Annotated in this window: 24 protein-coding genes; 14 read left to right on the top strand and 10 right to left on the bottom strand. The window is 38.5% G+C overall.

Annotated elements, in window-relative coordinates; genetic code table 11:
• The first annotated feature begins 2 nt into the window (after positions 1-2).
• The 3 genes from LQ201_RS15825 to uvrC all read left to right on the top strand — a co-directional run bounded on the left by LQ201_RS15825 (position 3) and on the right by uvrC (position 4,543).
• Positions 3-2,222: a transglycosylase domain-containing protein gene (locus tag LQ201_RS15825; RefSeq protein WP_230144425.1), complete on the top strand. Its 2,220-nt coding sequence runs from the start codon at positions 3-5 to the stop codon at positions 2,220-2,222.
• Positions 2,223-2,467: 245 nt separating this feature from the next.
• A complete protein-coding gene (locus LQ201_RS15820; RefSeq protein WP_230144424.1) occupies positions 2,468-2,632 on the top strand; it encodes a hypothetical protein in 165 nt (54 codons plus the stop codon).
• A gap of 108 nt (positions 2,633-2,740) precedes the next feature.
• On the top strand, positions 2,741-4,543 hold the full coding sequence (gene uvrC, locus LQ201_RS15815; protein ID WP_230144423.1) for an excinuclease ABC subunit UvrC: 1,803 nt from the start codon (positions 2,741-2,743) through the stop codon (positions 4,541-4,543).
• 217 nt (positions 4,544-4,760) lie between these two features.
• On the opposite strand, the gene gldN is transcribed toward uvrC, so the two are convergent.
• The 8 genes from gldN to LQ201_RS15775 all read right to left on the bottom strand — a co-directional run bounded on the left by gldN (position 4,761) and on the right by LQ201_RS15775 (position 13,985).
• Positions 4,761-5,675, bottom strand: a complete 915-nt coding sequence (gldN, locus tag LQ201_RS15810) for a gliding motility protein GldN (RefSeq protein ID WP_230144422.1) — start codon at positions 5,673-5,675, stop codon at positions 4,761-4,763.
• 7 nt (positions 5,676-5,682) lie between these two features.
• A complete protein-coding gene (gldM, locus tag LQ201_RS15805; protein WP_230144421.1) occupies positions 5,683-7,215 on the bottom strand; it encodes a gliding motility protein GldM in 1,533 nt (510 codons plus the stop codon).
• A gap of 42 nt (positions 7,216-7,257) precedes the next feature.
• Positions 7,258-8,061 (bottom strand): gliding motility protein GldL, encoded by an 804-nt coding sequence (gene gldL, locus LQ201_RS15800; RefSeq protein ID WP_230144420.1) that lies wholly within the window; start codon positions 8,059-8,061, stop codon positions 7,258-7,260.
• Between the two features lie 40 nt (positions 8,062-8,101).
• Entirely contained in the window at positions 8,102-9,427 is a 1,326-nt protein-coding gene (locus LQ201_RS15795) for an SUMF1/EgtB/PvdO family nonheme iron enzyme (RefSeq protein WP_230144419.1), read from the bottom strand.
• Positions 9,428-9,652: 225 nt separating this feature from the next.
• The gene (locus LQ201_RS15790; RefSeq protein ID WP_029274186.1) at positions 9,653-10,423 is read right to left on the bottom strand and encodes a uroporphyrinogen-III synthase; all 771 of its coding nucleotides are present in this window, start codon (positions 10,421-10,423) and stop codon (positions 9,653-9,655) included.
• Positions 10,424-10,437: 14 nt separating this feature from the next.
• On the bottom strand, positions 10,438-11,415 hold the full coding sequence (locus LQ201_RS15785; protein WP_230144418.1) for a DUF4271 domain-containing protein: 978 nt from the start codon (positions 11,413-11,415) through the stop codon (positions 10,438-10,440).
• A gap of 654 nt (positions 11,416-12,069) precedes the next feature.
• The gene (locus tag LQ201_RS15780) at positions 12,070-13,386 is read right to left on the bottom strand and encodes a hypothetical protein (protein WP_230144417.1); all 1,317 of its coding nucleotides are present in this window, start codon (positions 13,384-13,386) and stop codon (positions 12,070-12,072) included.
• Between the two features lie 338 nt (positions 13,387-13,724).
• Positions 13,725-13,985 (bottom strand): hypothetical protein, encoded by a 261-nt coding sequence (locus LQ201_RS15775; RefSeq protein WP_230144416.1) that lies wholly within the window; start codon positions 13,983-13,985, stop codon positions 13,725-13,727.
• A 226-nt stretch (positions 13,986-14,211) separates the two neighbouring features.
• Here LQ201_RS15775 and hemW point away from each other — a divergent pair, with 226 nt between their 5' ends.
• From hemW to LQ201_RS15740, 7 genes are all read left to right on the top strand, one after another.
• Entirely contained in the window at positions 14,212-15,345 is a 1,134-nt protein-coding gene (gene hemW / locus LQ201_RS15770; protein ID WP_230144415.1) for a radical SAM family heme chaperone HemW, read from the top strand.
• A 113-nt stretch (positions 15,346-15,458) separates the two neighbouring features.
• Complete coding sequence (locus LQ201_RS15765; protein WP_230144414.1) at positions 15,459-16,241, top strand: SDR family oxidoreductase; 783 nt, start codon at positions 15,459-15,461, stop codon at positions 16,239-16,241.
• A gap of 324 nt (positions 16,242-16,565) precedes the next feature.
• A complete protein-coding gene (locus tag LQ201_RS15760) occupies positions 16,566-17,117 on the top strand; it encodes a fasciclin domain-containing protein (RefSeq protein ID WP_230144413.1) in 552 nt (183 codons plus the stop codon).
• Between the two features lie 214 nt (positions 17,118-17,331).
• Positions 17,332-18,213: a cupin-like domain-containing protein gene (locus LQ201_RS15755; RefSeq protein ID WP_230144412.1), complete on the top strand. Its 882-nt coding sequence runs from the start codon at positions 17,332-17,334 to the stop codon at positions 18,211-18,213.
• Positions 18,214-18,348: 135 nt separating this feature from the next.
• The gene (locus LQ201_RS15750; RefSeq protein WP_230144411.1) at positions 18,349-19,134 is read left to right on the top strand and encodes a DUF3050 domain-containing protein; all 786 of its coding nucleotides are present in this window, start codon (positions 18,349-18,351) and stop codon (positions 19,132-19,134) included.
• A 128-nt stretch (positions 19,135-19,262) separates the two neighbouring features.
• Positions 19,263-20,141 carry a cupin-like domain-containing protein gene (locus LQ201_RS15745; RefSeq protein ID WP_029274179.1) on the top strand — a complete coding sequence of 293 codons (879 nt, stop codon included), beginning with the start codon at positions 19,263-19,265 and terminating at the stop codon, positions 20,139-20,141.
• Positions 20,142-20,242: 101 nt separating this feature from the next.
• The gene (locus LQ201_RS15740) at positions 20,243-20,857 is read left to right on the top strand and encodes a sugar O-acetyltransferase (RefSeq protein WP_230144410.1); all 615 of its coding nucleotides are present in this window, start codon (positions 20,243-20,245) and stop codon (positions 20,855-20,857) included.
• A gap of 220 nt (positions 20,858-21,077) precedes the next feature.
• Here the strand turns inward: LQ201_RS15740 and LQ201_RS15735 are convergent, their stop codons facing one another.
• The gene (locus LQ201_RS15735) at positions 21,078-21,503 is read right to left on the bottom strand and encodes a DUF4440 domain-containing protein (protein ID WP_230144409.1); all 426 of its coding nucleotides are present in this window, start codon (positions 21,501-21,503) and stop codon (positions 21,078-21,080) included.
• 93 nt (positions 21,504-21,596) lie between these two features.
• Between LQ201_RS15735 and LQ201_RS15730 the strand changes: the two genes are divergently transcribed.
• The gene (locus tag LQ201_RS15730; RefSeq protein ID WP_230144408.1) at positions 21,597-22,478 is read left to right on the top strand and encodes a carbohydrate kinase family protein; all 882 of its coding nucleotides are present in this window, start codon (positions 21,597-21,599) and stop codon (positions 22,476-22,478) included.
• 75 nt (positions 22,479-22,553) lie between these two features.
• Here LQ201_RS15730 and LQ201_RS15725 read toward each other — a convergent pair whose 3' ends face one another.
• On the bottom strand, positions 22,554-22,736 hold the full coding sequence (locus tag LQ201_RS15725) for a hypothetical protein (RefSeq protein ID WP_230144407.1): 183 nt from the start codon (positions 22,734-22,736) through the stop codon (positions 22,554-22,556).
• 68 nt (positions 22,737-22,804) lie between these two features.
• Between LQ201_RS15725 and LQ201_RS15720 the strand changes: the two genes are divergently transcribed.
• The 3 genes from LQ201_RS15720 (at position 22,805) to LQ201_RS15710 (ending at position 26,316) form a co-directional block, all read left to right on the top strand.
• A complete protein-coding gene (locus LQ201_RS15720) occupies positions 22,805-23,902 on the top strand; it encodes a VWA domain-containing protein (RefSeq protein WP_029274175.1) in 1,098 nt (365 codons plus the stop codon).
• A gap of 159 nt (positions 23,903-24,061) precedes the next feature.
• Positions 24,062-25,549, top strand: coding sequence for a sigma 54-interacting transcriptional regulator (locus LQ201_RS15715; protein ID WP_230144406.1), 1,488 nt, complete (start codon positions 24,062-24,064; stop codon positions 25,547-25,549).
• 5 nt (positions 25,550-25,554) lie between these two features.
• Positions 25,555-26,316: an AAA family ATPase gene (locus tag LQ201_RS15710; protein ID WP_230144405.1), complete on the top strand. Its 762-nt coding sequence runs from the start codon at positions 25,555-25,557 to the stop codon at positions 26,314-26,316.
• The last annotated feature ends 10 nt before the right edge of the window (positions 26,317-26,326 follow it).

Genomic DNA, 26,326 nt, shown 5'->3' with positions numbered 1-26,326 from the left:
AAATGAACAAGTCCCTTTCTGCACAAGAAACAAAAAGATATAGTTTAGTCATCTGGAAATTACTGATCGGGGGAATTGCCCTGTTTGCTATTTTCATTTCGATGGTAGGCTTGGGCCTTTTTGGTGCATTACCTTCTTTCAGGGATATCGAACATCCAAAAAGCAACCAGGCTTCAGAAATTATTGCCGAGGATGGCCGGCCATTAGGCACCTATTTTGTTCAAAACAGATCGAATGTTACTTATAAAGATATTTCCGAAAATGTAATCAACGGGCTGATCGCGACAGAAGATACCCGTTTTAAAGAACACTCGGGCATCGATTTCAAACGTACCTTCACCATTATCGGTTATAATTTAATCGGTAAAAAACAAGGTGCAAGTACCATTACACAGCAATTGGCAAAAAATCTCTTCCCTAGAGAATCGAACCTGAATTTTTTCTCGCTTGTGTTAACCAAGTTTAAAGAGTGGATTGTTGCCGTTAAATTGGAACGCAACTATACCAAGGAAGAAATTATTACTATGTATTTAAACACGGTTGATTTTGGTAACCAGGCTTATGGCATAAAATCGGCAGCCAGGGTTTATTTTAACACTACCCCTGATAAACTTACTTTAACAGAGGCTGCAACGCTTGTAGGGATGCAAAAAGGGATAACCATGTACTCGCCAACCCGCCACCCCGAACGATCAAGAGACCGCAGAAATACCGTAATGGCCATGATGGTCAAATCGGAACTCTTAACCCAGCAAGAATTTGACGAACAAAAAGAAAAGCCCTTAAACCTGCATTTTAATGCGGCAACCGTTAACGATGGTATTGCACCATATTTCCGTTCGGTACTTAAGAATGATATTAAAAACATTTTTCAGGAACAGTCGATTACCAAACCCGATGGCACACCTTACGATTTAGACCGCGATGGTTTGAAAATTTATACCACATTAAATTATGATATGCAGGTATATGCCGAAGAGGCGCAAAAAGAATATATGAAGATCTTACAGGCGCAGTTTATCGCCAGCTGGAAAGGCAGAAACCCTTTTAAGGATAAAGCTTTACAGATTGAACAGGGGATTAAAAGATCAGACCGTTATAAATCCTTAAAACTAGAAGGTAAAACAGACGATGAAATTAAAAATGATTTTAATACCAAAACAGAAATGAGCATTTTTACCTGGAAGGGTAATATTGATACGGTAATGAAACCGATCGACTCGGTACGTTATTACAAAATGTTGTTGCGTAATGCGATGATGACGATGGATCCGACCAATGGTCATGTAAAAGCATGGGTTGGGGGGATTAATTACGAACATTTTAAATACGATCAGGTTAAAATGGGGACCAGACAAGTGGGTTCGACAGCAAAACCGTTCACTTATGCCGTAGCAATTGAAAATGGTTATTCTCCTTGTTACACTGTGCCAAATGTACCAGTAACGATAGATGGCTATGGAGAACCATGGACGCCAAGAAATTCGGGTAAACCACTGCCAGGCAGCATTACTTTACAAAAAGCCCTGGCTTATTCACAAAACTTTGTTACCGCTTATTTAATGAAACAGGTCGGTCCTGTGGCCGTATCTACATTAGCTACTAAAATGGGCATTCCTAATGTTCCGGCATTTCCATCTATTTGTTTGGGGACATTCGATTCATCAATTTTTAATATGGTTGGGGCTTATGGCGCTTTTGCAAACAAAGGAACCTATACCAAACCAATTTATTTGTTAAGAATTGAAGATAAAAATGGGGTGGTATTATTTTCACAAAAGGAAATACCAAAACCGATCATGAGCGAAGAGGTGGCTTATGTAATGACCAGAATGTTAAAAGGTGTAGTAACTAACGGAACCGGATCGAGGCTGAATTATAAATACAAAGTAAACGCACCTATCGGAGCTAAAACGGGTACTACCCAAAATAACTCAGATGGTTGGTTTATGGCCATTACTCCTCAATTGGTGACAGGTATATGGACTGGCTGCGAAGATAGGGCATTCCACTTTATCAGTACCAACCAGGGTGAAGGTGCTAATACGGCTTTGCCAATTTTTGCAGGTTTTATCAAAAGAGTATACGCCAATCCGGCCTTAAAAATTAGCCATGCTGATTTTGAGGCACCAAAATCTGGTGTTTCGATTACCTACGATTGCAACCAATATCAACAACAGGAAGAAGGCGCAACCGAATTGGATGAGAAGTTGGGATTTTAGACACTATTTACAACCAAAAGTTTTCTCCTAAATTTTAGGGGATAAACATTAAATTTGTAATAGAAAATTGTAATTGCATTTTAGGGAGTGTTCTTCAAATATTTGAGAGGTAAAATCGTCACCCTGAATTCATTTCAGTGTCTATTTTGCATAAAAGATGCTGAAATAAATTCAGCATGACGATCGCTCTGCATAAAGGAGTTAAAAATTAAGCATTATAAACAAGTACTAATAGAACTTAGGTTATGAAATTACAGAACATTAAAATTGTTTCTTTGCAAGACGATCTTAAACCTAATATCCTAAAAGGGAATAAATCACTTAATCCTAAAGAACTTTTCGGTATTTGGAAAAACAATCCCAAAAACCTTAAAGATATAAGGAGTGGATCTTGGGATTTCAAAAACTGATATTATTGAGGCAACCGCAATTGTTTACTTACGACAAAAAAGACTTCGATTTCATACCTAATATTATTCTCTATTAAAATCACCTTAATTTTGCTCCATTAATCCTTCATGAGCAGTTTCGACCATAAAACAGCATTAACCGCAATTCCGCATAAACCCGGTGTTTACCAATATTGGGACGCTGATGGAAAGCTCATGTATATTGGAAAGGCAAAAGACCTGCGCAACCGTGTGGGTTCTTATTTCAATAGCGACAGGAATCAGTTTAATGGCAAAACAAGGGTACTCGTTTCCAAAATCCGTAAAATTACATTCACTATTGTTGATACCGAGATTGATGCCTGGTTACTCGAAAATAGCTTAATTAAAAAACATCAGCCAAAATTTAACATCAACCTAAAGGACGACAAAACCTATCCATGGATAATTGTTAAAAACGAAAACTATCCCCGTATTTACTGGACAAGGAAAGTGATTAAAGATGGTTCTACCTATTTTGGCCCTTATGGTTCTATAGGCATGATGCATACTATTTTGGATCTGATTAAAGAAACCTATCCCCTTCGTACCTGCAGCTTACCTTTAACAGAAAAAAATATAGCTGAAGGGAAATTTAAAGTCTGCCTGGAATATCAAATTGGCAACTGTAAGGGCCCTTGTCAGAATTACCAGACCGAAACGGACTACGATAAAAATATAGGTGAGATCAAAGAGATCCTGAATGGCAAAATCGGGAATGTAATCCGGGATGTTAAAGGGATCATCAAATCGGCATCAGAAAACCTGAACTTCGAACTGGCGCATCAATATGCAAGGAGATTGGAAGTACTGGAGAAATACCAGAGTAAATCTACAGTGGTAAATAGCGCCATTACCAACGTTGATGTGGTGAGTATTGCATCGGATGAACGTTATGCTTTTGTAAATTACCTGAAAGTGATGAACGGAACGATTATCCAGACGCAGACCATCGAAGTTAAAAAGCAATTGGATGAGAGTGATGATGAAATTTTAACATTGGCCATGTTAGAATTCAGAACGAAGTTCAGCAGCACCTCCAAAGAAATTATTGTTCCTTTTGAGCCTTCGTTAGAAGATGAAAGTTTAAAATTTACTGTACCTAAGCTCGGCGAGAAGAAAAAACTCCTGGAGCTTTCGCAGAAAAATGTATTGTTCTTCAAAAAAGAGAAACTTAATCAATACGAAAAATTAAATCCCGATTTACGCACCGATCGTATTTTATCTACGATGCAGAAAGATCTGCGTTTAACCCAGCTTCCAAAACATATAGAATGTTTTGATAACTCGAATTTTCAGGGGAAATATCCGGTTTCGGCAATAGTTGTTTTTAAAGATGCAAAGCCATCGAAAAAAGACTACCGCCATTTTAATGTGAAAACGGTAGAGGGTCCAAACGATTTCGCGACCATGGAAGAAGCGGTTTTCCGTCGTTACAGGAGGATGCTGGATGAAAACCAGACGTTGCCTCAGCTCATCATCATTGATGGCGGTAAGGGGCAGCTTTCGTCGGCTGTAAAGAGTTTAAAGTTATTGGGTATAGAAAACAAAGTTACCGTAATTGGTATTGCCAAACGTTTGGAAGAACTGTTCTATCCTGGCGATTCCTATCCATTGTATCTGGATAAAAAATCGGAAACCTTAAAAGTGATCCAACAGCTCCGTGATGAGGCCCACCGCTTTGGGATTACCTTCCACCGCAAGAAACGCGATCAAGGGACACTGAAAACAGAACTGGAGCAGATTGAAGGTATCGGCAAAACTACCGCAGATAAACTGTTAACCCATTTCAAATCGGTTAAAAAAATTAAAGAGGCTACCGAAAAAGAACTGGCAGAGGTGCTGAATAAAAAACAGATGATTACCCTTCAGGCCTATTTCAAACAGGAATAGCTATTTCAACCCAGATTCTCTTTGAGGAGGAATTAGGATTTCTCCTCCGAAGGAGTTCCTTTGGAACACTACGATCGAAATGACGACCAATTTATAGAACCTGTCATAGCCAATAAGATGCCTCATTCTACCTTTCTTACCAGCGCTTCTGTTTTCAATGACAATATGACGTTTAACAAAAAAGGCTCCGATTTATCATCGAAGCCTTTTAATAAGGTTAATATTCCCAAAGACCTTGTTCGTAATCAAGAACAGATTTTTTAATCCTTTCTGATTCGTACAACCTTTCTCTAGGATCGGTAATAATATCTCTGATCTTATTGTCGCCAGGATTTGATTCTTTTACAATATAGCTGCTGAATAAGCGGCGGATAAAGAAATCATCGAAGCTTAATGCTGAAGCATCGTTATTGGTATTGATTAAACGTTTCTTCGTTAAAATCTCTCTAGCTTCTGGATAATACACCCAAAATACCGGTTGCCATTGTTTAGAAACCTCATTGTATTTTAATGGCGCAATACCTACAATACGCGGTTCGAAAACAGAACGTTTGGTATCGAAAATCCAGTCTTCTTTAATTCTGAATTTCAAGAATAACTCTGGATTAAAATCATTAACTACAGTAGTAACCGTTCCGGTTTTGTTGTTCGAAACCTCTGCTGTTCCTAAAGCCGATTTGGAAGCAGAATCTGCCGACATTGGATTAAGAAAAGCATCATCTTCGTTCAATGCACTATCTATTGGTGAGTACGCGGTTAGTTCGTCTTTCTTAATTGCGGCAATTAATACATCAATTAGGCGTGATTTAGGCGATTTTAAGGCTGAGTTAACCGTATCACGTAAGTCAATTTCTCTCCAGATCCGTTTTGCATAAAAAACATCCTCTTCCCTCACATCAGCCAAAGGAACCATTTCAGTACTGTCAATGTCCTTACGGGCATAAAAACCATCTTTAGGTGGTACCTTAAGTTTCTTTTTAGCTGTTTTAACAGGGGCTTTCACTGTATCTGCCACAGGGGGTGCGGCTACTACTGGTGCAGCTTTCTTTGGTGCTAACTTGGTTGGCTTTTTTTGTGCAAAAGCAAACGAGGTTAACAAAACTAAAATAGCAATACTTAAAATCCTTTTCATCTTCTTCTTATTTTACACTAAACGCTAATGAAGGCAAAATTCTTTGACGACCATCTGGCCCTACAGAAACAATATCTTCAAAAAACACCCTTGTACCAGGCGTAATTGAGTTTATTGCACCCTTAACTGCGCCTGCGAAACTTCCACCACTACCTGCAATGGTAACAGCATCAGAACGAGGTTTTATAATGGTTAACTTATAACGTTGTATTTTAAACTTAACATCGAAAGGAAAATCATCCAGATCTGCTTCAATTTCAGTTTCGCTTTTTAGCTGTACTGAAGCTACATCACCTCCAGCGCGGCCACCAACCTTAGCCACCGGAGCAGGGATAGCTTTAACCCTGAATTTTTGTGAGCCTAAGCTAACTGTTTTACCAGCGTTATTTGCAGATACATTAATGGATACTTCCTGGCCAACCATACTTCCTGGAACGTTAACATTATAATTTCCGTTAGCACCAGACATTGAACCTCCTGAAATGGAAGCACGAACACTCTCTAATGGAAAACCTGCTGCCGATACCGTAAATGGATTCGGAATACCTGCATAAATTACATTCAACTTTGTTGAAGAAACAGATGCTGAAGGTTTCGCTACCTGATAAGTTTGTGGTTGGGTTTTATATTCTTTTACCTGACCATCGGTTTGGCGAACACGAACAGTACCTACCCAGGTAAACTGGCCAACACTACTTGTACCACCACTATAAGTTCCTTTACCATCTTTAACGGATAATTTACTTCCATTAACGGTAATATCAGGAGTTGATCTCGAATCGCTGGCTGTTAAAAATACCTCAGCAGTATACGGCTGACCTTGGATTACGTAAGAAGTAGGTGCTACTGCAACTGCTGCAAACTGATCCAGATTAACCTGTGCTTTATCCATATTTCCGAACAATTTCTTAACTATCTCTGCTTCAGCATTTTTAGTATCTGTTTGCAGTTTGGTTAAAATCGTCATTGCAGCAGTTAATGGCGTTCCCTCACCAAAATATGTTTCCTGCCAGTTTCCTTTTCTTTTTCTTACAGGATCTTTAGCTTCGAGAGAGAATGAAACATTCGCTCTATCAGCCGGGTCTAACAAAGAGATTAATTTTTCGCGTGTGGCGTTAATTCTCTTTTTCAACTCATCTGCTTTCTTTTGATTAATCATGATATTCTGTGCAATATCCTGATTTGATCTATTTACCAAATCTTCAGTTTCCGGATCGATTCCATCACCTGCCTGGGTAAATTCTTTTTTAATGCTTTCAATATAATTATTCAAATCATCAGCCGCCTTCTGTGCCTGTTTTGCCTTATCGTAAATTGGCTGTGCACGTGCTGGCTCTTCTTTCAACTTCGAATTTTCGAAGGCAGAAAATAACTGATTAATACTTGTATTTACATTGTTTTTAGAAGTATCCAAACTATCGTTGATATTTTTGAATGCATCTAAAATGGTATCTGATACGTTTAAGGCGAGCATAGCCAACAATACCAAATACATGATATTGATCATCCGCTGCCTTGTTGTTTCTTTTCCGCCTGCCATGTTTGATGTAGCTTTTCCTTTAAAAATTAAAAACTAAACAAATTATACACGTGGGCCGTTCATAGCCGATAACATATTGCCATAAATTGCATTAAGCGATGATAGGTTTTTAGCCAGCTTATTCACCTCTTCTTTAAACTGTTTCGAATCTTCCATCGATTCGTTAAAGTTCTGCATGGTTAATGATAAGTTTGAATAGAATTTATTCATCGATTTTAGATGCGCGCTCGAATCTTGTAATTCTAATTCATATACCGCATTTAAAGCTGATAAATTTTTAGCCAAATTGTTAACCTGATCGTGGTAAGCCTGAGAATCTACAGTGCTCTCACCCATTGCTTTCAAATTAGCTGTAGCTTTATCAAAAGATGCACTTAAATTATCGAAACCAGCTGAAGCTGTTTTAATTTTGCCTGTAAATTCGTTGGTTGCGGTAGATGCATCTGCAACATTAGAAATTGTTGCTACTTTATCACCAAAAGTACGCAAACCAGAGCCTAAGCTTTCAATCAATTCAGGACCGATTTTAGCATCTGATAACATTTTATCCAAAGCTGCTGTGTTCGATGCTGTTGCTGCAACTGGTCTTGCGGATGCAGTTGGTAATTCTCCTTTAAAATCTGGTTTTAATTCAGGATATACTCTTTCCCAAGCTGGTTCTGGCTCTGGTGGGAAAAACCCTGTTAAAAAGAATAAAATTGCCTCTATTCCAAGACCAAGCCCAATCATATAGCTACCTACAATTCCACCAATGTGTAGAATTTTAAATAACGCTCCGATAATTACAATACTTGCTCCCCATGAAATCGCTACGTGTAACCAGCCTGGTTGTTTCTTTGCTGCCATAAAATTTTGATGTTTTTCTTTAGTTTTTAGTTTGTTTGGTTTAATGTCTTAAGTCGGTACCAGGATAAGATGAAACACATCTGAAACCAATGTATGATCTTTGTGTATCCTGATATTCATATGTAGCTACTGCATTTTGTAGAAAATAGCCTGTATCTTTCCAAGAACCACCTTTAACTACTTTACGCTTTTTGTATTTGCTGTCCGTTGCACCAGCATCGTAAGTAAAATTCGGGTTCAAATCGTGCAATAATGGGCTTGCACCTTTATTGTAAGCAGTTAGTGTCCATTCAGAAACATTACCGGCCATGTTGTACAAACCATAATCATTAGGAAAATACGATCTAACACCTACCGTATAAATACCCCCATCGCTCGAGTAATCGCCACGGCCCGGTTTAAAGTTAGCCTGTAAACATCCTTTTGTGTTTCTAATGTAAGGACCGCCCCAAGGGTATTTGGTTTTGGTATTGCCACCTCTTGCTGCATATTCAAATTCAGTTTCAGCTGGTAATCTATAATCTGATCTTGATCCTGCGGGCAATTTTCTTGCTGTAGCAACTCCATCGTACAATCTTGTTCTCCAATGAGAGAATGCTTTTGCCTGTTCCCAGCTTACACCAACTACAGGATAATCATCATAAGAAGGGTGGTTATAGTAACCACGTACCATAGGATCGTTTTGTGAATAAGAATAATCTGTTTTCCATACCATGGTATCAGGGTAAATAGCAACGGTATAACGATCGATATAATCCTGGCGTTTGCTGTTTGGATCTTTATGCCCTAGAGCAGCTTTTTCCATATTTAATTCGGCATAAGAATATTCGAATTTACGAACATCTAATTCTTTTTTCCCTGGAAGCGCATCTAAACCTGAATAATACATACCATCTAACTGGCTAACCTGAGCGGCAGCTGCACCCTTACCTTTATTGCGCCAAATGTTGGCACCGTTTGGTCCAACTTTTCTCCAGTCGATGTATTTCTCCCCACCAACAGCATTTGCGGCATTTCCTTTGGGCGTAACCATAAACTGTTGAGGATTGCCCATCATCACAATTGCAATCGAATCGCGTACCCAGTTGGTAAACTGGCGGTATTCTGCATTGGAAATCTCGGTCTGGTCCATAAAGAACGCGCTAATGGTAACCATTTTACTTGGCCCGTTCTGAGAGAAAGTAATATCTTCATCCGATCCTCCCAGTGGAGTATGCCCCGGCGGCACATAAACCATTCCTAGTGGGATTCTATCGTTTTTAAATTTTCGGTTATAAGCACCAACTAGCTCGCCTTGACCGCCATGGCCACAGCTTGCTAGCATTACAGTTATACCTACAATAGCTAGAAGGTAGATTTTCTTCATATTTTTTATAGTGTGCACAGCACGATTAGGAGCAATTTTATCAAAAATCACTGAAATTATCAACAAAAGCAAATATTTTACGTTAAATCATTACTGAAAGGCAATTAAAGTTACATTAACATTTCGCCAACAGCCCTATATTTTGTTCAAAAACATGCGTAACTCTCTCACTAACAGTAAAGTTACGCATTTATTGTATTGACTTAAAATAAATTATTTATCGTATTATTTATTAGATATTTTGATGTAATTCTCAATAGCCATCGTCATAGATGGAACGCCAGGGGTTGGCGCAGCAATATCCACTATCAGGTCCATATCGGTACAAGCTTTACTTGTGTTAGTTCCAAAAGCAGCAATCCGTGTATTATTCTGTTTAAAATCGGGGAAATTTTTAAACAACGACTGGATACTTGACGGACTAAAAAATGCAATAACATCGTAGAATACTTCAGCTAAATCAGATAGATCGCTCACTACTGTTCTAAACAAAACTGCAGGCGTAAAATTATACCCACTTTTTTCCAGGAACTTCATCGTGTCTTCGGTAGCCATATCAGAGCAAGGATATAAAAACTTCTCGTTTGCATGCTTCTTTAGCACTTCTGCTAAATCTGCTGCAGTTTGTTTACCAAAAAAGATTTTACGCTTCCTATACTGGATATATTTCTGCAGATACAATGCAATAGTCTCAGACAGACAAAAATATTTCAGTTCTGCCGGCACTTCATAACGCATTTCTTCGCAGATTCTAAAAAAATGATCTGCTGCATTACGGCTGGTAAAAATTACTGCCGTAAAATCGGCCAGATTAATCTTATCCTTTCTAAAGTCTCTTGCGGGCACACCTTCAACATGAATAAAGGACCTAAAATCAACTTTTAAGTTGTGTTTTTTGGCCAAATCGTAGTAAGGAGATTTTTCTGTTTCAGGTTTTGGTAAAGTAACCAAAATACTTTTTACTTTGCGGATTCTAGAGTCGTTCTTTTCTTGCATTTTCCTTTTTCCTGCTACAGTCCTATCGTTTTAATTAGTATTAGGATAGGACATATTTCGAGGGCGCAAAAGTACAAAAATAAATGCATTCTAGAAAACTTATTATTAGAAAGTATCGTTATACCTGCCCGCAATAGCTGAAAAGCAAAAATAATGCCTAACAGTAAGAATGCCAACACGATATACACCCCACCGTATTTAAGTGGCGATAAGGCGAAAGCAACTACTAAAGGAATAAATAGTAGGGATGCATTGAAGTAGCTGAGGTACAAAATTGAGATGTATTCGCCCACTGGTTTCTGCACATTGAACAGATAACCCAAAAAGCGTAAAAGAACCAATTTGAGGGCATAAAAAACAATTATAGTAATCGATATACTAAAAAAGAATTTAAACCCATCTTTAGCCTGATACATATCATTCCACTGCGCTACCAGAAAAAAGAACATGCCAAAAACGAAACCAAACTGCACAAAAAGCAACAAAAATGGCCATGAACTAAACAGGTTGTCTTCCTTGTTAATATTATTCAAAATCCTGTTGCTGAAAAACGATTGAACGATTGCCGATAATTGTTTCGAAAAAGCATTTTTTAGAATGGCAAAGATGATAAGCATACCAAAAATAAATCCAAGTAAACCAACATTGCCTTTTGGGATTCTTGTTCCCAGTTGATAGGGATTTGCCTTTTTCTTTAAGTGCTGATATTTCTTTTGCCAGGCCAGTAGATCGAGTTTAGGAAAAAGATATTCCTTTTCAATGGTATCAAGCAGCGCCCCCTTGTTAATTAAACTGTCAGGAAGCACCCAGGTGTGATGAACAAGCGAATCGGTCGAAAATTTCTGTCTGGCAAGGGTTGCCGAATCGGGCCGGTATCTTCTATAATGATATTGATTTACAGCTACACTATCTGTTTGAACAGGAATTTCTTGTGCTACTACAAAATTAGCAGACCATACAAACGCGAACAAAAAGAAAATAAATTTCGGCATGCTGTTAATCAAAACTTAAGGATGCAAAAGTAGTCGAATAATCATGGTTTACCTAAAGAAATTAATCAATCCAGATTATAGCCATTATTTCTGCAAGATCCTATTCATGTTAAGGATTGCTTTAATCCAACCACTTGTTGGAATTGCAACCCTGCTTAAAGTGGCAAAACTTAAAAGCTTGCTATTTAGTTGTTGTGGCACTAATGATTTCTTTCCCATAGCAATTAAAGTAAAGCTATTACTTTAATTATGTAATTTATAATGATCCTTTTATAATCGATTGGTTATTAATTATAACAATAAAGAAAAACTAACTTTGCTATCTTTGCCCCAATACATGAAACACCAATAAATACTGAAAATCAAAGAGTTAAGAATAAAAAATAATTAGCACGGAGAGAGTAGTTAAACGACCTTTTGTACTTCGAACAATGTTGATAATATTCCGTACACAATACTAAAAGCAGAGATTTTCCAAATATTTATCCGTAAAAATATACTGCTTTTGCCAACATTAGCAGTATATTTTTACGTAATAAAATGCTGCCTTTTTAAAAGGGAATTTTAGCCGCCGATTCTCAACAATATCAGTCCAACTTAAAAACAGTTTGACCCTAATTATGGTAACCTTCTCAAAAATAAAAATCGATGGCCTTACTTCAAATAAAGCATGCGCAAACGTTTGTTTACAACCATAACCACATTACCATTTGGCAGTACCAGCATCGCCTGAGCAGGAGATAACCTGGTCATAAGTGCATTATCGATATCAACACCATTTATCGGAAAATAATCAGAAATGGTTCCGGCTATGATCCTCATCCGATTATCACTGGCCTTAATTTTTTTGATGCGCCAGTTGAATGATGAAATAAACAAGTCGCCATTTCCAGCAAGTGCATAAGCAGATGGCGTAGACACCCCTGCCTGCTCAGCCGGCGTATTATCTGCCGACTCAGGCTTTTGTAGATAAGTATTTTCCCCTATAATGCGCTCTACCTGTCTGCTTGATGCAATATATTTCCAGATATAACCCGCGCTCTGAAAATAGATGCCACCCGTCCATCCATACAATAGACCGCCGATGCTGGACATTTTCAACGGATCACTCGGGTCTGAAACATACCCTGCTCCCGCCTTGTCTTTTCCGATAACCGTCCTGATGATTCCGGTCGCTTTCTCAATCCTGCGAATCACATAACCCTGTTTAAAGTAGATATCACCGTTGCCTGCAACAGCAAGCCCCTGAAAACTCCAGGTATCCAGCCACGATTTGCCATAGGGAACATTATCGGGGATATCCAATGAAGCAGGATATGGCACTGGACTTCCGCCCATAAGCAATTCAACTTTATTATTGGAAATACTATAGCGAAGCAGGTAATATTCTCCACCAAACAAGATGTGGTCATCATCTTCCATCGTCATTGCGCCTACATTGTACAAACGGGGTTCATATATCCGAATAAAGCTGTCAGAGCCGTCAACACCTGTTTTTCTAATAGAAGTATAACCCAAACCGCCCAGTCCCGGCGAATACGAATAAGCATCTCCTTTGGAATTCAGGCAAGCCGTTGCTTCAACCGAACTTTTGGCAAGTGTTTTGATGCCGTATTCACTCTGCGGAATTTTCAGTCTTTTATGCCTGTAAACCTTATTGCCTAAATAGAGGGTGAGTGAATCATCCGTTAGCTTTCTAATCACCCCGTGACTAGGTCCGAATCGTACCAGAGAATCCGGTCCAAGCTCCATATCGCTCTCCAGATCATAACTATACATTGCGCTATAGTCTGCAATAACATTTGTCTTACTGAAAATATATAGAGAGTTAAACAACCTATCAGTTCCTGTTGCCAGCCACCAGCCTGTTATCTTGCTTGTATCGACAAGTACAGGCTTCTTTTCCGGAGTAATGGGACTAGGAACAATATCGTTTTTCTTACAGGAAGACAAACTAACAGCTAGTATCACTGATAGGTAAAAGAATGGGGAGCAGCGCATGGTATTTTTTTTTGGGTAAAGATAGCAAAACGCCCAGTTTTATAAAACTTGTGGGCAACATCGATTTCACTCATTGCTTTTTGAAGATATACAATATCAATAAAGTCCTTTAATCTCGTTCCATTACCAGAAATGGCATTAAGTTCCAATGCAGCAATATCATCATGCTTTATCCGACGGCCATTTGCAAAGACAAAGCCGTTCAGCCGACCAGGAAAAAAGCCTTCAGCAATTCATTATTCATTAAAGTGTTTAGGAGTTCCAGTGTAGATTCACTGACAGTTTCTTTTCGTAGCATTTCATTGAAGTTAAGGGTATATTAAATGATGGCTTACAAAGCTCATATCTTTATCATTCAGATAAGTCAAGTTTTTAATGGCCAATTTTACCCCTGCAACCCCATATTTGTTTAATATAAAATACCAGTCTTTTGGCCACCCTCGCTCAATTACCCTTTGAACGACTACATCACGCATTTCGTTATAATCAAAATCACTGAGGTTAAACTCCCAGAGCAATTTTGGATTAAGGGTTACATCAGGAAAATTTTTATAGTCACCAAAATACATAATCTTTCTTTCCTACGCTGTTTAACAAAAATACGGAATATCCATGCTAAAGGCAATTAAAATATAAAGAATGAGAGGGATCGTCGTAGACTCATTTACTACCCCCCTATAATCTCAAAATAGCATCTCTTCGGGTTAATCGGATCAGCTCCTTATGGTCGCCATATTTCTGACTAATGACATTATCTTCTGCACACAAGTCATTTTTATACCTTATTTTTGCCAAATGTCCGGTATCTATATTCATATTCCTTTTTGTAAAAAGGCCTGTCACTATTGCGACTTTCATTTCAGCACTTCTTTAAAATATGCTGATGAAATGGTTGATGGGATATGCAAAGAAATCAAAATGAAGAAAGACCGGATTACAGGGCAGGTTGGAAGCATTTATTTCGGCGGCGGAACCCCATCTATCTTATCGCAGGTAGCTTTACAAAAGATTTTCGATGCCATTAACCACACTTTTTCGGTTGATGCAAATGCTGAAATTACCATCGAAACCAATCCAGATGATTTAACCGCCCAGAAATTAAAAGAACTGAAGCAGTTGCCTGTTAACCGATTTAGTGTAGGTATTCAATCTTTTTATGATGAAGATCTGACCTGGATGAATCGGGCACACCAGGCCCAAGAAGCGGAAGATTGCATCAGAAGGAGTCAGGATGCCGGTTTTGAAAATCTTACCCTCGATTTAATTTATGGTTATCCTTTGCTTACCGATCAAAAATGGTTAAGTAATATCCAAAAGGCAATTGAGCTTGAGGTTCCACATATTTCGGCCTATGCCCTAACAGTAGAACCACGGACGGCTTTAGCTCATGCCATTAAAAACAAAAAACAAACGCCAGTAAACGATAATCAAAGCGCTGCTCAGTTTGTAATTTTAATGGATAAACTGATTGATGCCGGATTTGAACACTATGAAATTTCGAATTTTGCCAAACCGAATCATTATGCCGTGCACAACACCAATTACTGGAAAGGCGTAGATTACATTGGCATAGGCCCATCAGCACATGGCTTTAATGGCCAGAACCGCTATATGAACCCCGCCAATAACGCCCTGTATATGGAAACGTTAGGCCATAACAAACTTCCTGAAATTATTGAAGAACTGAGTTTAAACGACAGATTTAACGAGTACATCATGACTTCGTTAAGAACGATGTGGGGAACTGATTTACAAAAAATAAATACCGATTTCGGGAAAGACTTTTTAGCGGAAACAAAACACAACCTTAAAAATTTCGAGGATAAAGATTGGCTAATGATTGACGGAGATAAGATTTGTCTAAGTCAGAACGGAAAATTATTTGCCGATCATATTGCTTCAGAATTGTTTATAGTAGGAGATGAATGAGTGAATTGAGAACAAACTAGAGAATGAGTGAGTTTTGAATGAATGAATTGGTTTTATCGCAGAGCCAACCATTCTCTCATTCAATCATTCCTTAATTCAATAATTATAAATTTATGTCAAAAATTGTATGGATTACAGGTGCATCATCAGGTATTGGTGAGGCCTTGGTATATGAATATTTTAAAGCGGGCAATAAACTGATCATCTCTGGAAGAAATCGAGATGAGCTTTTCCGTGTAAAAGGAAACTGCCAAAACTCTTTTAATGTACATGTTTTACCATTCGATTTAAGCGAAACGGCTACCCTCGAAAACAAAGCTGCCGATGCCATCCGTATTTTTGGAAAAATAGATTTACTGATCAACAGCGGTGGTGTAAGCCAGCGGAGTTTGGCGCTTGAAACCAATCTACAAACAGAACAACAGATTATGGACACCAATTTCTGGGGAACAGTGGTACTGAGCAAAGCAGTTCTGCCTTTGATGATCGCTAACGGTGGTGGACAGATCGTTGTAATTAGTAGCCTTGTTGGAAAATTCGGCACGAAATTCCGCTCTGCTTATGCGGCATCAAAACATGCACTGCATGGTTATTTCGATTCACTCCGATCGGAAGTTTACGATAAAAACATCGATATTACCATCATCTGTCCAGGTTTTATCAAAACAAATGTTACCTACAATGCACTGACGGGAGATGGTAATCCGCTTAATAAGATGGGCGATGCGCATGAAAACGCCATGACTCCGACCGAATGTGCCAAACAAATTGTAGTGGCTGTTAACAACAAAAAAGAAGAGGTTTATATTGGCGGGAAAGAAACCAGAGCCGTATTATTGAAACGCTTTTTCCCTAAGCTTTTTTCTAAAAAGGTAAGAACGGCGAAGGTTAATTAGAGAAGCGTTTTGAGGTTGGCGTTAAGCGTGATCCGCCAAGTTTAAAAGGATGCGACTAAGAGACGAACCCAATTGATCTAAACCCGGTTGAAGCGCTATCCTTTTGGCGGTCATTTTGAGCGTAGTCGAAGAAAGCCAAAAGATTAAGCGAAAAACGGGACCAGCCCATCCGAAGAAGCACCACAGCACCTTTACAAATCAAAAAAAATAAAAATTAAAATACTAACAATCAGCACATTAAAAATTATTTTTTATTTCTAAAAACCAAGTATCTGTAAGCCATCGTAAATGGAATCAAATAACAGAAACTTAAAATTAGAAATAATGAAAAATTTAATCTTATCCGCATTTGCCGTAATTACCATGGCATTCACTACTCAAGTTTACGCTCAGAAAAATCCAATGGTTGGTGGCGCAGCCATGTATTCGACTAAGGATATTGTAGACAATGCTGTAAATTCAAAAGACCACACTACACTGGTTGCAGCAGTAAAAGCTGCAGGTTTGGTTGAAACTTTAAAAAGTGCTGGCCCTTTTACAGTTTTTGCACCAACTAACGCTGCATTTGATAAACTTCCTGCCGGAACGGTAGACAATCTTGTTAAACCTGAAAACAAAGCAACCCTAACGACCATTTTAACTTACCATGTTGTTGCTGGTAAAATGGATAGTAAAGCAATTGCAAAAGCAATTAAAGCTGGTGGCGGCAAAGCTGAACTTACAACGGTACAAGGTGGTAAACTTTGGGCATGGATGGAAGGCAAAAAATTAGTTCTAAAAGACGAAAAAGGCGGAATGAGCACAGTAACCATTGCAGATGTTTACCAGAAAAATGGTGTAATCCACGTTATTGATACTGTTTTAATGCCGAAATAACATTTAAAAGATATCCTTATTAAAACCAAAAATCACGCCTTAAGTGATTTTAACATTAACGCACTTTGCTCATTTAGCAAGTGCGTTTTTCGTTGTCAAACATCGTACTTTCTGACTTTTTTTGATGAATTGTCAGTTTTTTTTCAAGTTTTTGCATTTGTAATGCTTAGTGTTTTTTAACTATTTAATTTTGCGGTATTAATAGTTTTTTAACATGAAATTCAATTTATCTCCGATAGATGTAGTTGAAGACATATCTAAATCAGATTTCGAACTGAACTACCTTAAACCGCGTAAACCATTGGTAATAAAAAATATGGCCAAAAAATGGCCTGCTTACCAAAAGTGGACGATGGAATACATGAAAGAAGTTGTTGGCGATAAAACTGTTCCGCTTTACGACAGTTCTAAAGCCGATCCTTCTAAACCAATAAATGCCTCTGCTGCCGAAATGAAATTTGGCGATTATATAAATCTGATTAAGGAAACACCTACAGACCTGCGTATTTTTTTGTTCGATCCGATAAAATTTGCACCAAAATTACTTGAAGATTATATCGCACCGAAAGATTTAATGGGCGGTTTTTTAGATAGTTATCCAAATATGTTCTTTGGCGGTAAGGGATCAGTAACGTTTTTACACTATGACATTGATTTAGCACACATTTTCCATACGCACTTTAACGGCCGCAAGCATGTGATCTTATTCGATTACAAATGGAAAGAACGTTTATATCAAATCCCGTACGCCACTTATGCCTTAGAAGATTATGATGTAGAGAACCCCGATTTTGATAAATTCCCTGCTTTAAAGGGCGTTCAGGGCGTTGAAGCCTTTTTAGAACATGGCGATACCTTATTTATGCCAACCGGATACTGGCACTGGATGAAATACCTGGATGGTTCTTTCTCAATTAGTTTAAGGGCATGGGACAAAAGCTGGGCAGTAAAAGCAAAAAGCTTGTATAACTTAACTTTACAGCGTAAATTTGACGACTTTATGAAAGCAAACTACCGCGAAAAATACATGCAATGGAAAGAAGAACTTGCAGTTAAAAGAGCAAGTAGAGCACTTGAAAAGAATTTACCAAAATAAATAATGATTGAATGATTAAGTTTTGAATGATTGAATGAACAGGTGTTTAACCCTGCTAATTCACTAATTCCATCATTCTCTCCCTCATAATTTAAGTGACCCACTCAAACATCCAATCATTCACTCATTCAATATATGCATCCTAACATTATAAAAATCCAGGAAAGAATAGCGCCGCTTAGGCAAGAAATCATCAACCATAAAGTTTATTCGGCCATTAGTGAAATAGAAGATCTCCGGGTTTTTATGGAACACCACATTTTCGCCGTTTGGGATTTTATGTCGCTGCTTAAAGCCCTACAAATTAATTTAACCTGCACTACTTTACCTTGGTTCCCGGTAGGTGATCCTGTTACCCGGCAATTGATCAATGAAATTGTGGCAGGTGAAGAATCGGATGTGGATGCCAATGGAGCCATAAAGAGCCACTTCGAGTTATATTTAGATGCCATGGACCAATGCGGTGCCAATACCAAACCCATCAATATCTTTTTACAGGAACTAAAAAACGGGAAAAGTTTTAATGAGGCTTTCACGAAAGCGAGTGTTCCTGCAGCGGCAAAGGATTTTGTAAATGCAACCTTCGAAACCATCAACAGTGGAAAAACACATTTACAGGCCGCAAGTTTTACCTTTGGCCGCGAGGATTTAATTCCAAACATGTTTTTTAGCATGGTAAATGACCTGAACAGTACCCAGGCTGATAAAGTTTCGATTTTTCAATATTACCTGGAGCGCCATATCGAAGTAGATGGCGATCACCACAGCCATTTGGCACTCTCTATGACGGAGAAGCTTTGTGAAAAAAATGAAGTCTTTTGGGCCGAAGCAGAAGAGACCACAATACAAGCCTTGCAGAAAAGGATCGACCTGTGGGACGCTGCCTATACCGAAATTGTTAAAAATAAAGTTGAGGCGTAATTATTAAATTGTTAAGTATTTACTACTTTTAGATTACGTGATTTTAGTCACATTTACCTGTTAACATCAATTTTGTAAAATAAAATTTACACATTTGTTGTTCGGCACAAATAACCGATTTTAAGCGCATGAGTTTCATTTTAAAACCTGTTGATATCGTTGAGAGCATCACTCCCGAAGATTTTAAGAAAAATTATCTGAAAACTAAACGTCCGTTAGTAATCAGGGGCCTAACCAAAGACTGGCCTGCCAGAGAAAAATGGACGACTGAATATTTAAAGGAAATTGGTGGTGAGCTCGAAGTTCCACTTTACGATAACTCTAAAGCCGATCCATCTAAACCGATCAATGCAGCTACGGCGCATATGAAATTTGGCGATTACCTTGACCTGATCAAACGTGAGCCAACTGAACTGCGTATATTCTTTTTTAACCTGTTTAAAAAAGTACCCAGTTTAATCAATGATGTAAAAATCCCAAAAGATTTAATGGGTGGTTTTATCGAAAGTATGCCTGCTATGTTTTTTGGCGGTTCTAACTCGGTAACCTTTTTACATTATGACATCGATTTACCGCATATTTTCCATACGCACTTTGGCGGGAGAAAGCACATCGTTCTTTTCGACAACAAATGGAAAGACAGATTGTATTGCCTGCCAAATGCAACTTATGCTTTAGAAGATTATGATGTGGCCAACCCAGATTTTGAAAAATTCCCCGCACTGAATGGTGTAGAAGGTTATGAAGTTTTCCTGGAGCATGGCGATACTTTATTTATGCCAACCGGAATGTGGCACTGGATGAAATACCTGGATGGATCGTTCTCTTTAAGCTTGAGAGCCTGGGATCAATCAATTACGCGCAAAGTAGCCAGCGTTTGGAGCTTATTCACCCACGGTGCGATTGATAGTTTAATCAAAATGACTTTCAAAGAGAAATACGCCCATTGGAGAGAGAAAAAAGCAGTTAAAATTGCCGAAAGGGCTTTAGCCAAAGGCAGACCATAGAAATTATTGAAAATTAAAATACAACGGGGCATCGGTTACGATAGCCCCTTTTTTGTTATAATTGCGCTTAACACCGGGAATTAAAAAATCAGATACCTAAGATGGAAAACAATATCCTTAGCGAAAAAGAAAAAATGCTGGCCGGCAAAGCTTATCAGGCTAGCGGAGAAGAACTATCAAAAGAAAGATTAAAAGCGCGTGAAATTGTTTTCGAGTTTAACAACCTAGCGCCAAAATTTATCAAACAACGGAAAGAGCTATTAAAAAGGTTATTCGGGAAAACAGAACGGATGTTTTACGTAGAACCTCCGTTTAGATGCGATTATGGCTACAACATCGAAATTGGCGATAATTTTTACGCAAATTTTAACCTCGTCATTTTAGATTGTGCCAAGGTACGCATTGGCAATAGCGTTTTTATTGCACCAAATGTGGCTATTTATACCGCAGGCCATCCTATTCATGCACATTTACGCGATCAGGAATATGAATGGGCACAGGAAGTGACCATTGGCAACAGTGTTTGGATCGGCGGAAATGTAGTGATTAATCCAGGGGTAAAAATCGGATCAAATGTGGTCATCGGATCAGGTAGTATCGTAACCAGGGATATTCCGGATAATGTTTTTGCCGCAGGAAATCCATGCAGGGTAATCCGCCAGTTAACAGATACAGATAGGGATTATTATTATAAGGATTTTAAGTTGGGAGAATAAATAATCGTCCCGATTTGCAATCGGGACGCATGAGAAGGGCGATTTTATCGCCCTTAAATTAATTTAAACAGCATTAAAAATGCTGATCACACGAATCCTCGTTACAAACGAGGACTATAAAGTTGGCCGTCATTCCCGCGCAAGCGGGGAATCTTAAAGCCTATTGCATTACGATTCCCAATCAAGTTGAGAATGACGATTTAATCAAAACCTTCCATCCTTAGCTACTATGATCAGCAACCACTTTCCATTCGCCCTTAATTTTTTTAATTAACAAGGTAAAATATCCTTTAAGTTCATCCTTTTCGCGTTTAACATTCCAGCTGCCCAATACAAAAGCCAGATCAGGCTTTAAAAAATCGACCTTTTTAATTCCAAACACCAAAAAACCCATTGCCGATTTATCCGGATAGCGCTTTTTATAATTATCCAATGTTTTTTGCCAGCCATAAGTTGGTCCGTTTTTACCTACAAAAAGTAAACTATCCGATTTTTCATAACCCTGCATAAAGGCTTCAACATCGCCTTTGTTCCAATCTGCGCGTTGCTTTTCGAGTAAATTAAGTATGGCTTGTTTATCATTTGCATTTTGAGCAAAAGCACTAAAGGAAGCTAAAAACAATGCAATTACAAGTATTCTTTTCATGGTTATTTAAGTTGAGGTAAAAATTAAAGATATGAAACAAATTATTTTGTTCCATGCATAAAAATTCTTTATTTACATATCTATAAATCTCCTATGCAAAATAAAGTAATCACAATTGGCGAAATACTCTGGGATGTTTTCCCAGAAGGTAAAAAAGCTGGCGGCTCGAGCATGAACGTTGCGCTTAATTTGCACAAACAAAGTATAGACAGCAGTTTTATTAGCGCAATTGGTGATGATGAAAATGGAAAAGAACTATTCGATTTTCTAACCAGCAATCATTTTGCAACTGATTTGATCCAAGTAAACGCCGAATTACCAACCAGTACGGTTGTAGTGCAGTTGGATGAAAACCATCAAGCCACTTATACGATTAAACAGCCTGTAGCCTGGGATGAAATCAAAATCAGCGAGGAAAGCATGGCCGCTGTAAAACAGGCAGATGCATTGGTATATTGCAGCTTAACCTGCCGGGATGAACGATCTAAAAAAACTATTCTTACACTCTTAGAAAATGCCAAGACTAAAATATTCGACATAAACCTCCGTGCGCCTTTTTATACAAAAGAACTAATTGAAACACTTTTGGCAAAAGCAGATATCCTAAAAATAAATGAAGATGAAATTTTATGGGTAAAAGAAACGTTTGCTTTAACTGGCAATACGGATGAGCAACTTTTAAAGCAACTTTCCGGTCAGTTTAACATTGAAATGATCTGTCTCACGCTTGGTGATAAAGGTGCCTGCGTGTTAAAAGATGGCAAGTTGTTTAAACATGCTGGTTACAAAGTACAAGTGGCCGATACAGTTGGTGCCGGAGATGCCTTTTTGGCTACATTTATTGCCTGTTATCTACAGGGTTACCCTATGGAGACCACATTAGATAACGCCTGCAAAGTTGGGGCATTTGTAGCCTCTCAGCCTGGCGCAAACCCTAATTACAATAAAAAGATTTACCATATGGCATTGGGTTAAGCATTCTGCTTTGTTGCCACGGAGACACGGATTAACACGGAATTTTAGATCTGATCTGAAACGGTGGGTTTTGCGTTAGGGATTGTAAGGGTTCAGTACCAATATTTCATTGGTACCGAAGCGAAGCGTAGCCCTGAAAAGCCCGCCCCTTTCCCGTTTTTCACGGGATTGGGAAACGCCCAGATCAGTTTGACAGTTTTCAGTTGGCAATTCAATCTGCTTTGGTCTTTCAGCTTTTACCTTTCTGCTTTGTTCCAAATATGACACCGCGCTTAAATTAATACAAAGCGAAACTTTTATCTTCGATAAATCGTTAATACAAGCACATGAGAGGTTTTCGTTTTTCTGATTATAAGCCGGGCGATGCGCCAAAGGGTGGGTTTGATGAGTTGCTGAAATTATTTAGCGAACTGCTGAATTATACAGCTGGAGATGCAGCAGAGGCTTTAAGCTGGCTGAATGAGCTCGACAAACAATATAAACTAACCAATAATGATTATGGGATTGGTAATTTTATCGACGACCTGAAAGACAAAGGTTATCTTACGGAAGACAATCAATCTGGGGAATTTAAAATAACAGCCAAAACCGAACAGACTATCCGCAAATCGGCCCTTGATGAAATTTTTGGGAAACTAAAAAAGTCAGGACGGGGAAATCACAACAGTAACCAATCAGGAGTTGGTGAAGAAAAAAATGCCGATAGACGCGAATACAGCTTTGGGGATAGCTTGGATCAGATTGATATGACGGCTTCTATCCATAATGCGCAGATTAACCATGGGATTGGTGATTTTACCTTAACCGATCGCGATCTGGAAGTAGAGGAAAAGGATTTTAAAACCTTAACATCTACCGTATTGATGATCGATATTTCGCACTCGATGATCCTATATGGCGAAGACCGGATTACCCCTGCAAAAAAAGTTGCGATGGCTTTGGCCGAGCTGATTAAAACGAAATACCCTAAAGATACTTTAGACATTGTGGTTTTCGGAAATGATGCCTGGCCAATTAGCGTGAAAGACCTGCCTTATTTACAGGTTGGCCCTTATCATACCAATACTTATGCGGGATTAGAATTGGCTGCTGATTTACTCCGTCGCAGAAAAACGCATAACAAGCAGATTTTCATGATTACCGACGGAAAACCAACCTGCTTAAAAGAAAATGGCAAATACTATAAAAACAGTATGGGGTTGGATAGGAAGGTAATTAATAAAACCTTAAACATGGCTGCCCAATGTAAGCGCCTGAAGATCCCGATTACTACATTTATGATTGCCAAAGACCCTTACCTGCAACAGTTTGTGCGCCAGTTTACCGAAATTAATGGCGGCAGGGCTTTTTATAGCTCGTTAAATGGGTTGGGCGAATACATTTTTGAAGATTACATTAAAAACAGACGTAAGACGGTTAAATAAGGTAGAGGGCAAAAGGTGGAAGGTTTAAGGTAAAACCTAAAGCCGAAAAGACCTATTTAACGAGTCTTAGAAACATTTAAACAAGGGAAGATTTAGCGATTGATGTTGCGTGCTGCAACCTTAAACCCTAAACCCTAAACCTTAAACCCATTTTAAAAGATGCAAAACACCACATTAGGCGAATTAAAAACTACAGGATATAAATCGAGATCTGTAAAGGAAGAGCTCAGGGAAAATCTGATTAAAGTTCTCCGCGATAAAAAAACCGAATTTGAGGGCATTATCGGCTACGATGAAACGGTGATTCCTGAATTACAAACCGCCATTTTATCGCGCCACAATATTTTACTTTTAGGTTTGCGTGGGCAGGCTAAAACACGGATTGCCCGTTTAATGGTAAACCTATTGGATGAATATGTACCATATGTTGCCGGAAGTGAGATTTTTGATGATCCATTGAACCCGATTTCATGGTATGCTAAAAACGAAATTGCCATAAAAGGCGATGATACTGAAATTGCCTGGTTGCACCGTAGCGAAAGGTATACCGAAAAACTGGCCACGCCCGACGTTACCGTTGCAGATTTAATCGGTGATGTTGACCCCATTAAAGCCGCAACATTGAAATTAACCTATAATGATGAGCGTGTAATCCACTTTGGTTTAATTCCGCGTGCACACCGCAGCATTTTCGTGATTAATGAGCTTCCGGATTTACAGGCCCGTATCCAGGTGGCATTATTTAACATGCTGCAGGAGAAGGATATCCAGATCCGTGGTTTTAAACTGCGTTTACCCCTGGATATTCAGTTTGTATTTACCGCAAACCCTGAGGATTACACCAACCGTGGAAGCATTGTAACACCTTTGAAGGATAGGATTGAAAGTCAGATTTTGACGCACTACCCTAAAACCATAGAAATTTCGCGCAAAATTACTTTTCAGGAGGCAAAATTAACCACCGATCAAAAAGCCAATATTGAGGCCGATGGATTGGTAAAGGATTTAATCGAGCAGATTGCTTTTGAGGCACGTAAAAGTGAATATATCGATCAAAAATCAGGCGTTTCTGCCAGGTTAACCATTTCTGCTTATGAAAATTTAATCAGCACGGCTGAAAGAAGAATGCTGATTGCAGGCGAGAAAAATACTTTTGTCCGCCTATCTGACCTTGCAGGAATTATCCCGGCAATAACAGGTAAAATAGAACTGGTTTACGAAGGCGAACTTGAAGGGCCAGCGCATGTAGCTACAACCTTAATCGGCAAAGCGGTTAAAACGTTATTTGCGCGTTACTTCCCTGATCCTGAAAAAGCAAAGAAAAGTAAAACGGCCAATCCTTATACCGAAGTAACCGAATGGTTTACGGAAGGCAACAATGTAGATGTTACCGATGCTTTAACCAATGCACAGTATAAAAAAGCGCTGATGCTGGTACCGAGTTTATACGATCTGGTAAAGAAGTTTCATCCTAAATTAAGCGAAAATCAAACTTTATTGTTAATGGAGTTCGTATTGCATGGTTTAGCTGAATATTCGCAATTGAGCAAAAATTATTTAAATGGCGGCTTTGGTTTCTCTGATATGTTTGGCAGTTTATTTAACGCCGAATTTGACGAAGAAGAGGATGAAGACGATTTCAGATAAAATTAATGGAGTTTAACGGATATCTTTTATCGCTAAGGTTAAAACAAGAGCACCTTCCTAATGGGTATCCGTTTAATATTCCATGCTTAAAATCTTTTGAAAAGTTAGACTTCCATCCTAATGTTACCTTTTTTACCGGCGAAAACGGGGTTGGAAAATCAACCCTGATTGAAGCTATTGCAGTTTATCTTGGTTTCAATGCAGAGGGCGGAGGTAAAAATTTCAATTTTAAAAGCACAGCAACACATTCTGCATTGCATAACTATCTAGCGATAACTAAAAGTTTCAAACAAATTAAGGATGGTTTCTTTTTAAGGGGAGAAAGTTTCTACAATGTTGCCAGCGAGATTGACAAACTTGATGAAGATGACCCAGATATCCCTATATCTTTAACTAAGATAATAGATTCTTACGGAGGCATTTCCTTACATGAACAATCGCACGGAGAATCTTTTTGGTCGCTGTTTATGAACCGCTTTAGTGGCCATGGTGTTTATATCCTCGATGAGCCCGAATCGGCCCTTTCGGCTACAAAACAAATTGCTATGTTATCCAAAATCAATAGTCTGGTAAACAAAAATGCCCAATTCATTATCGCAACACACTCTCCGATCTTATTATCATACCCCAATGCCTGGATATACGAAATGTCGGAAAATAAAATAGCCAAGGTTAAATATGAGGAATCGGAAGTTTATCGGGTTTATAAAGCTTTTTTAGATCATCCTCAACGAATATTAGATAATTTATTTACTTCAAATACTTAATTTAGACAGG

It is taken from the genome of Pedobacter sp. Bi126 (genome assembly GCF_918698245.1).
Lineage (GTDB): Bacteria > Bacteroidota > Bacteroidia > Sphingobacteriales > Sphingobacteriaceae > Pedobacter.
This window is presented reverse-complemented; position numbering and strand designations above follow the sequence as displayed.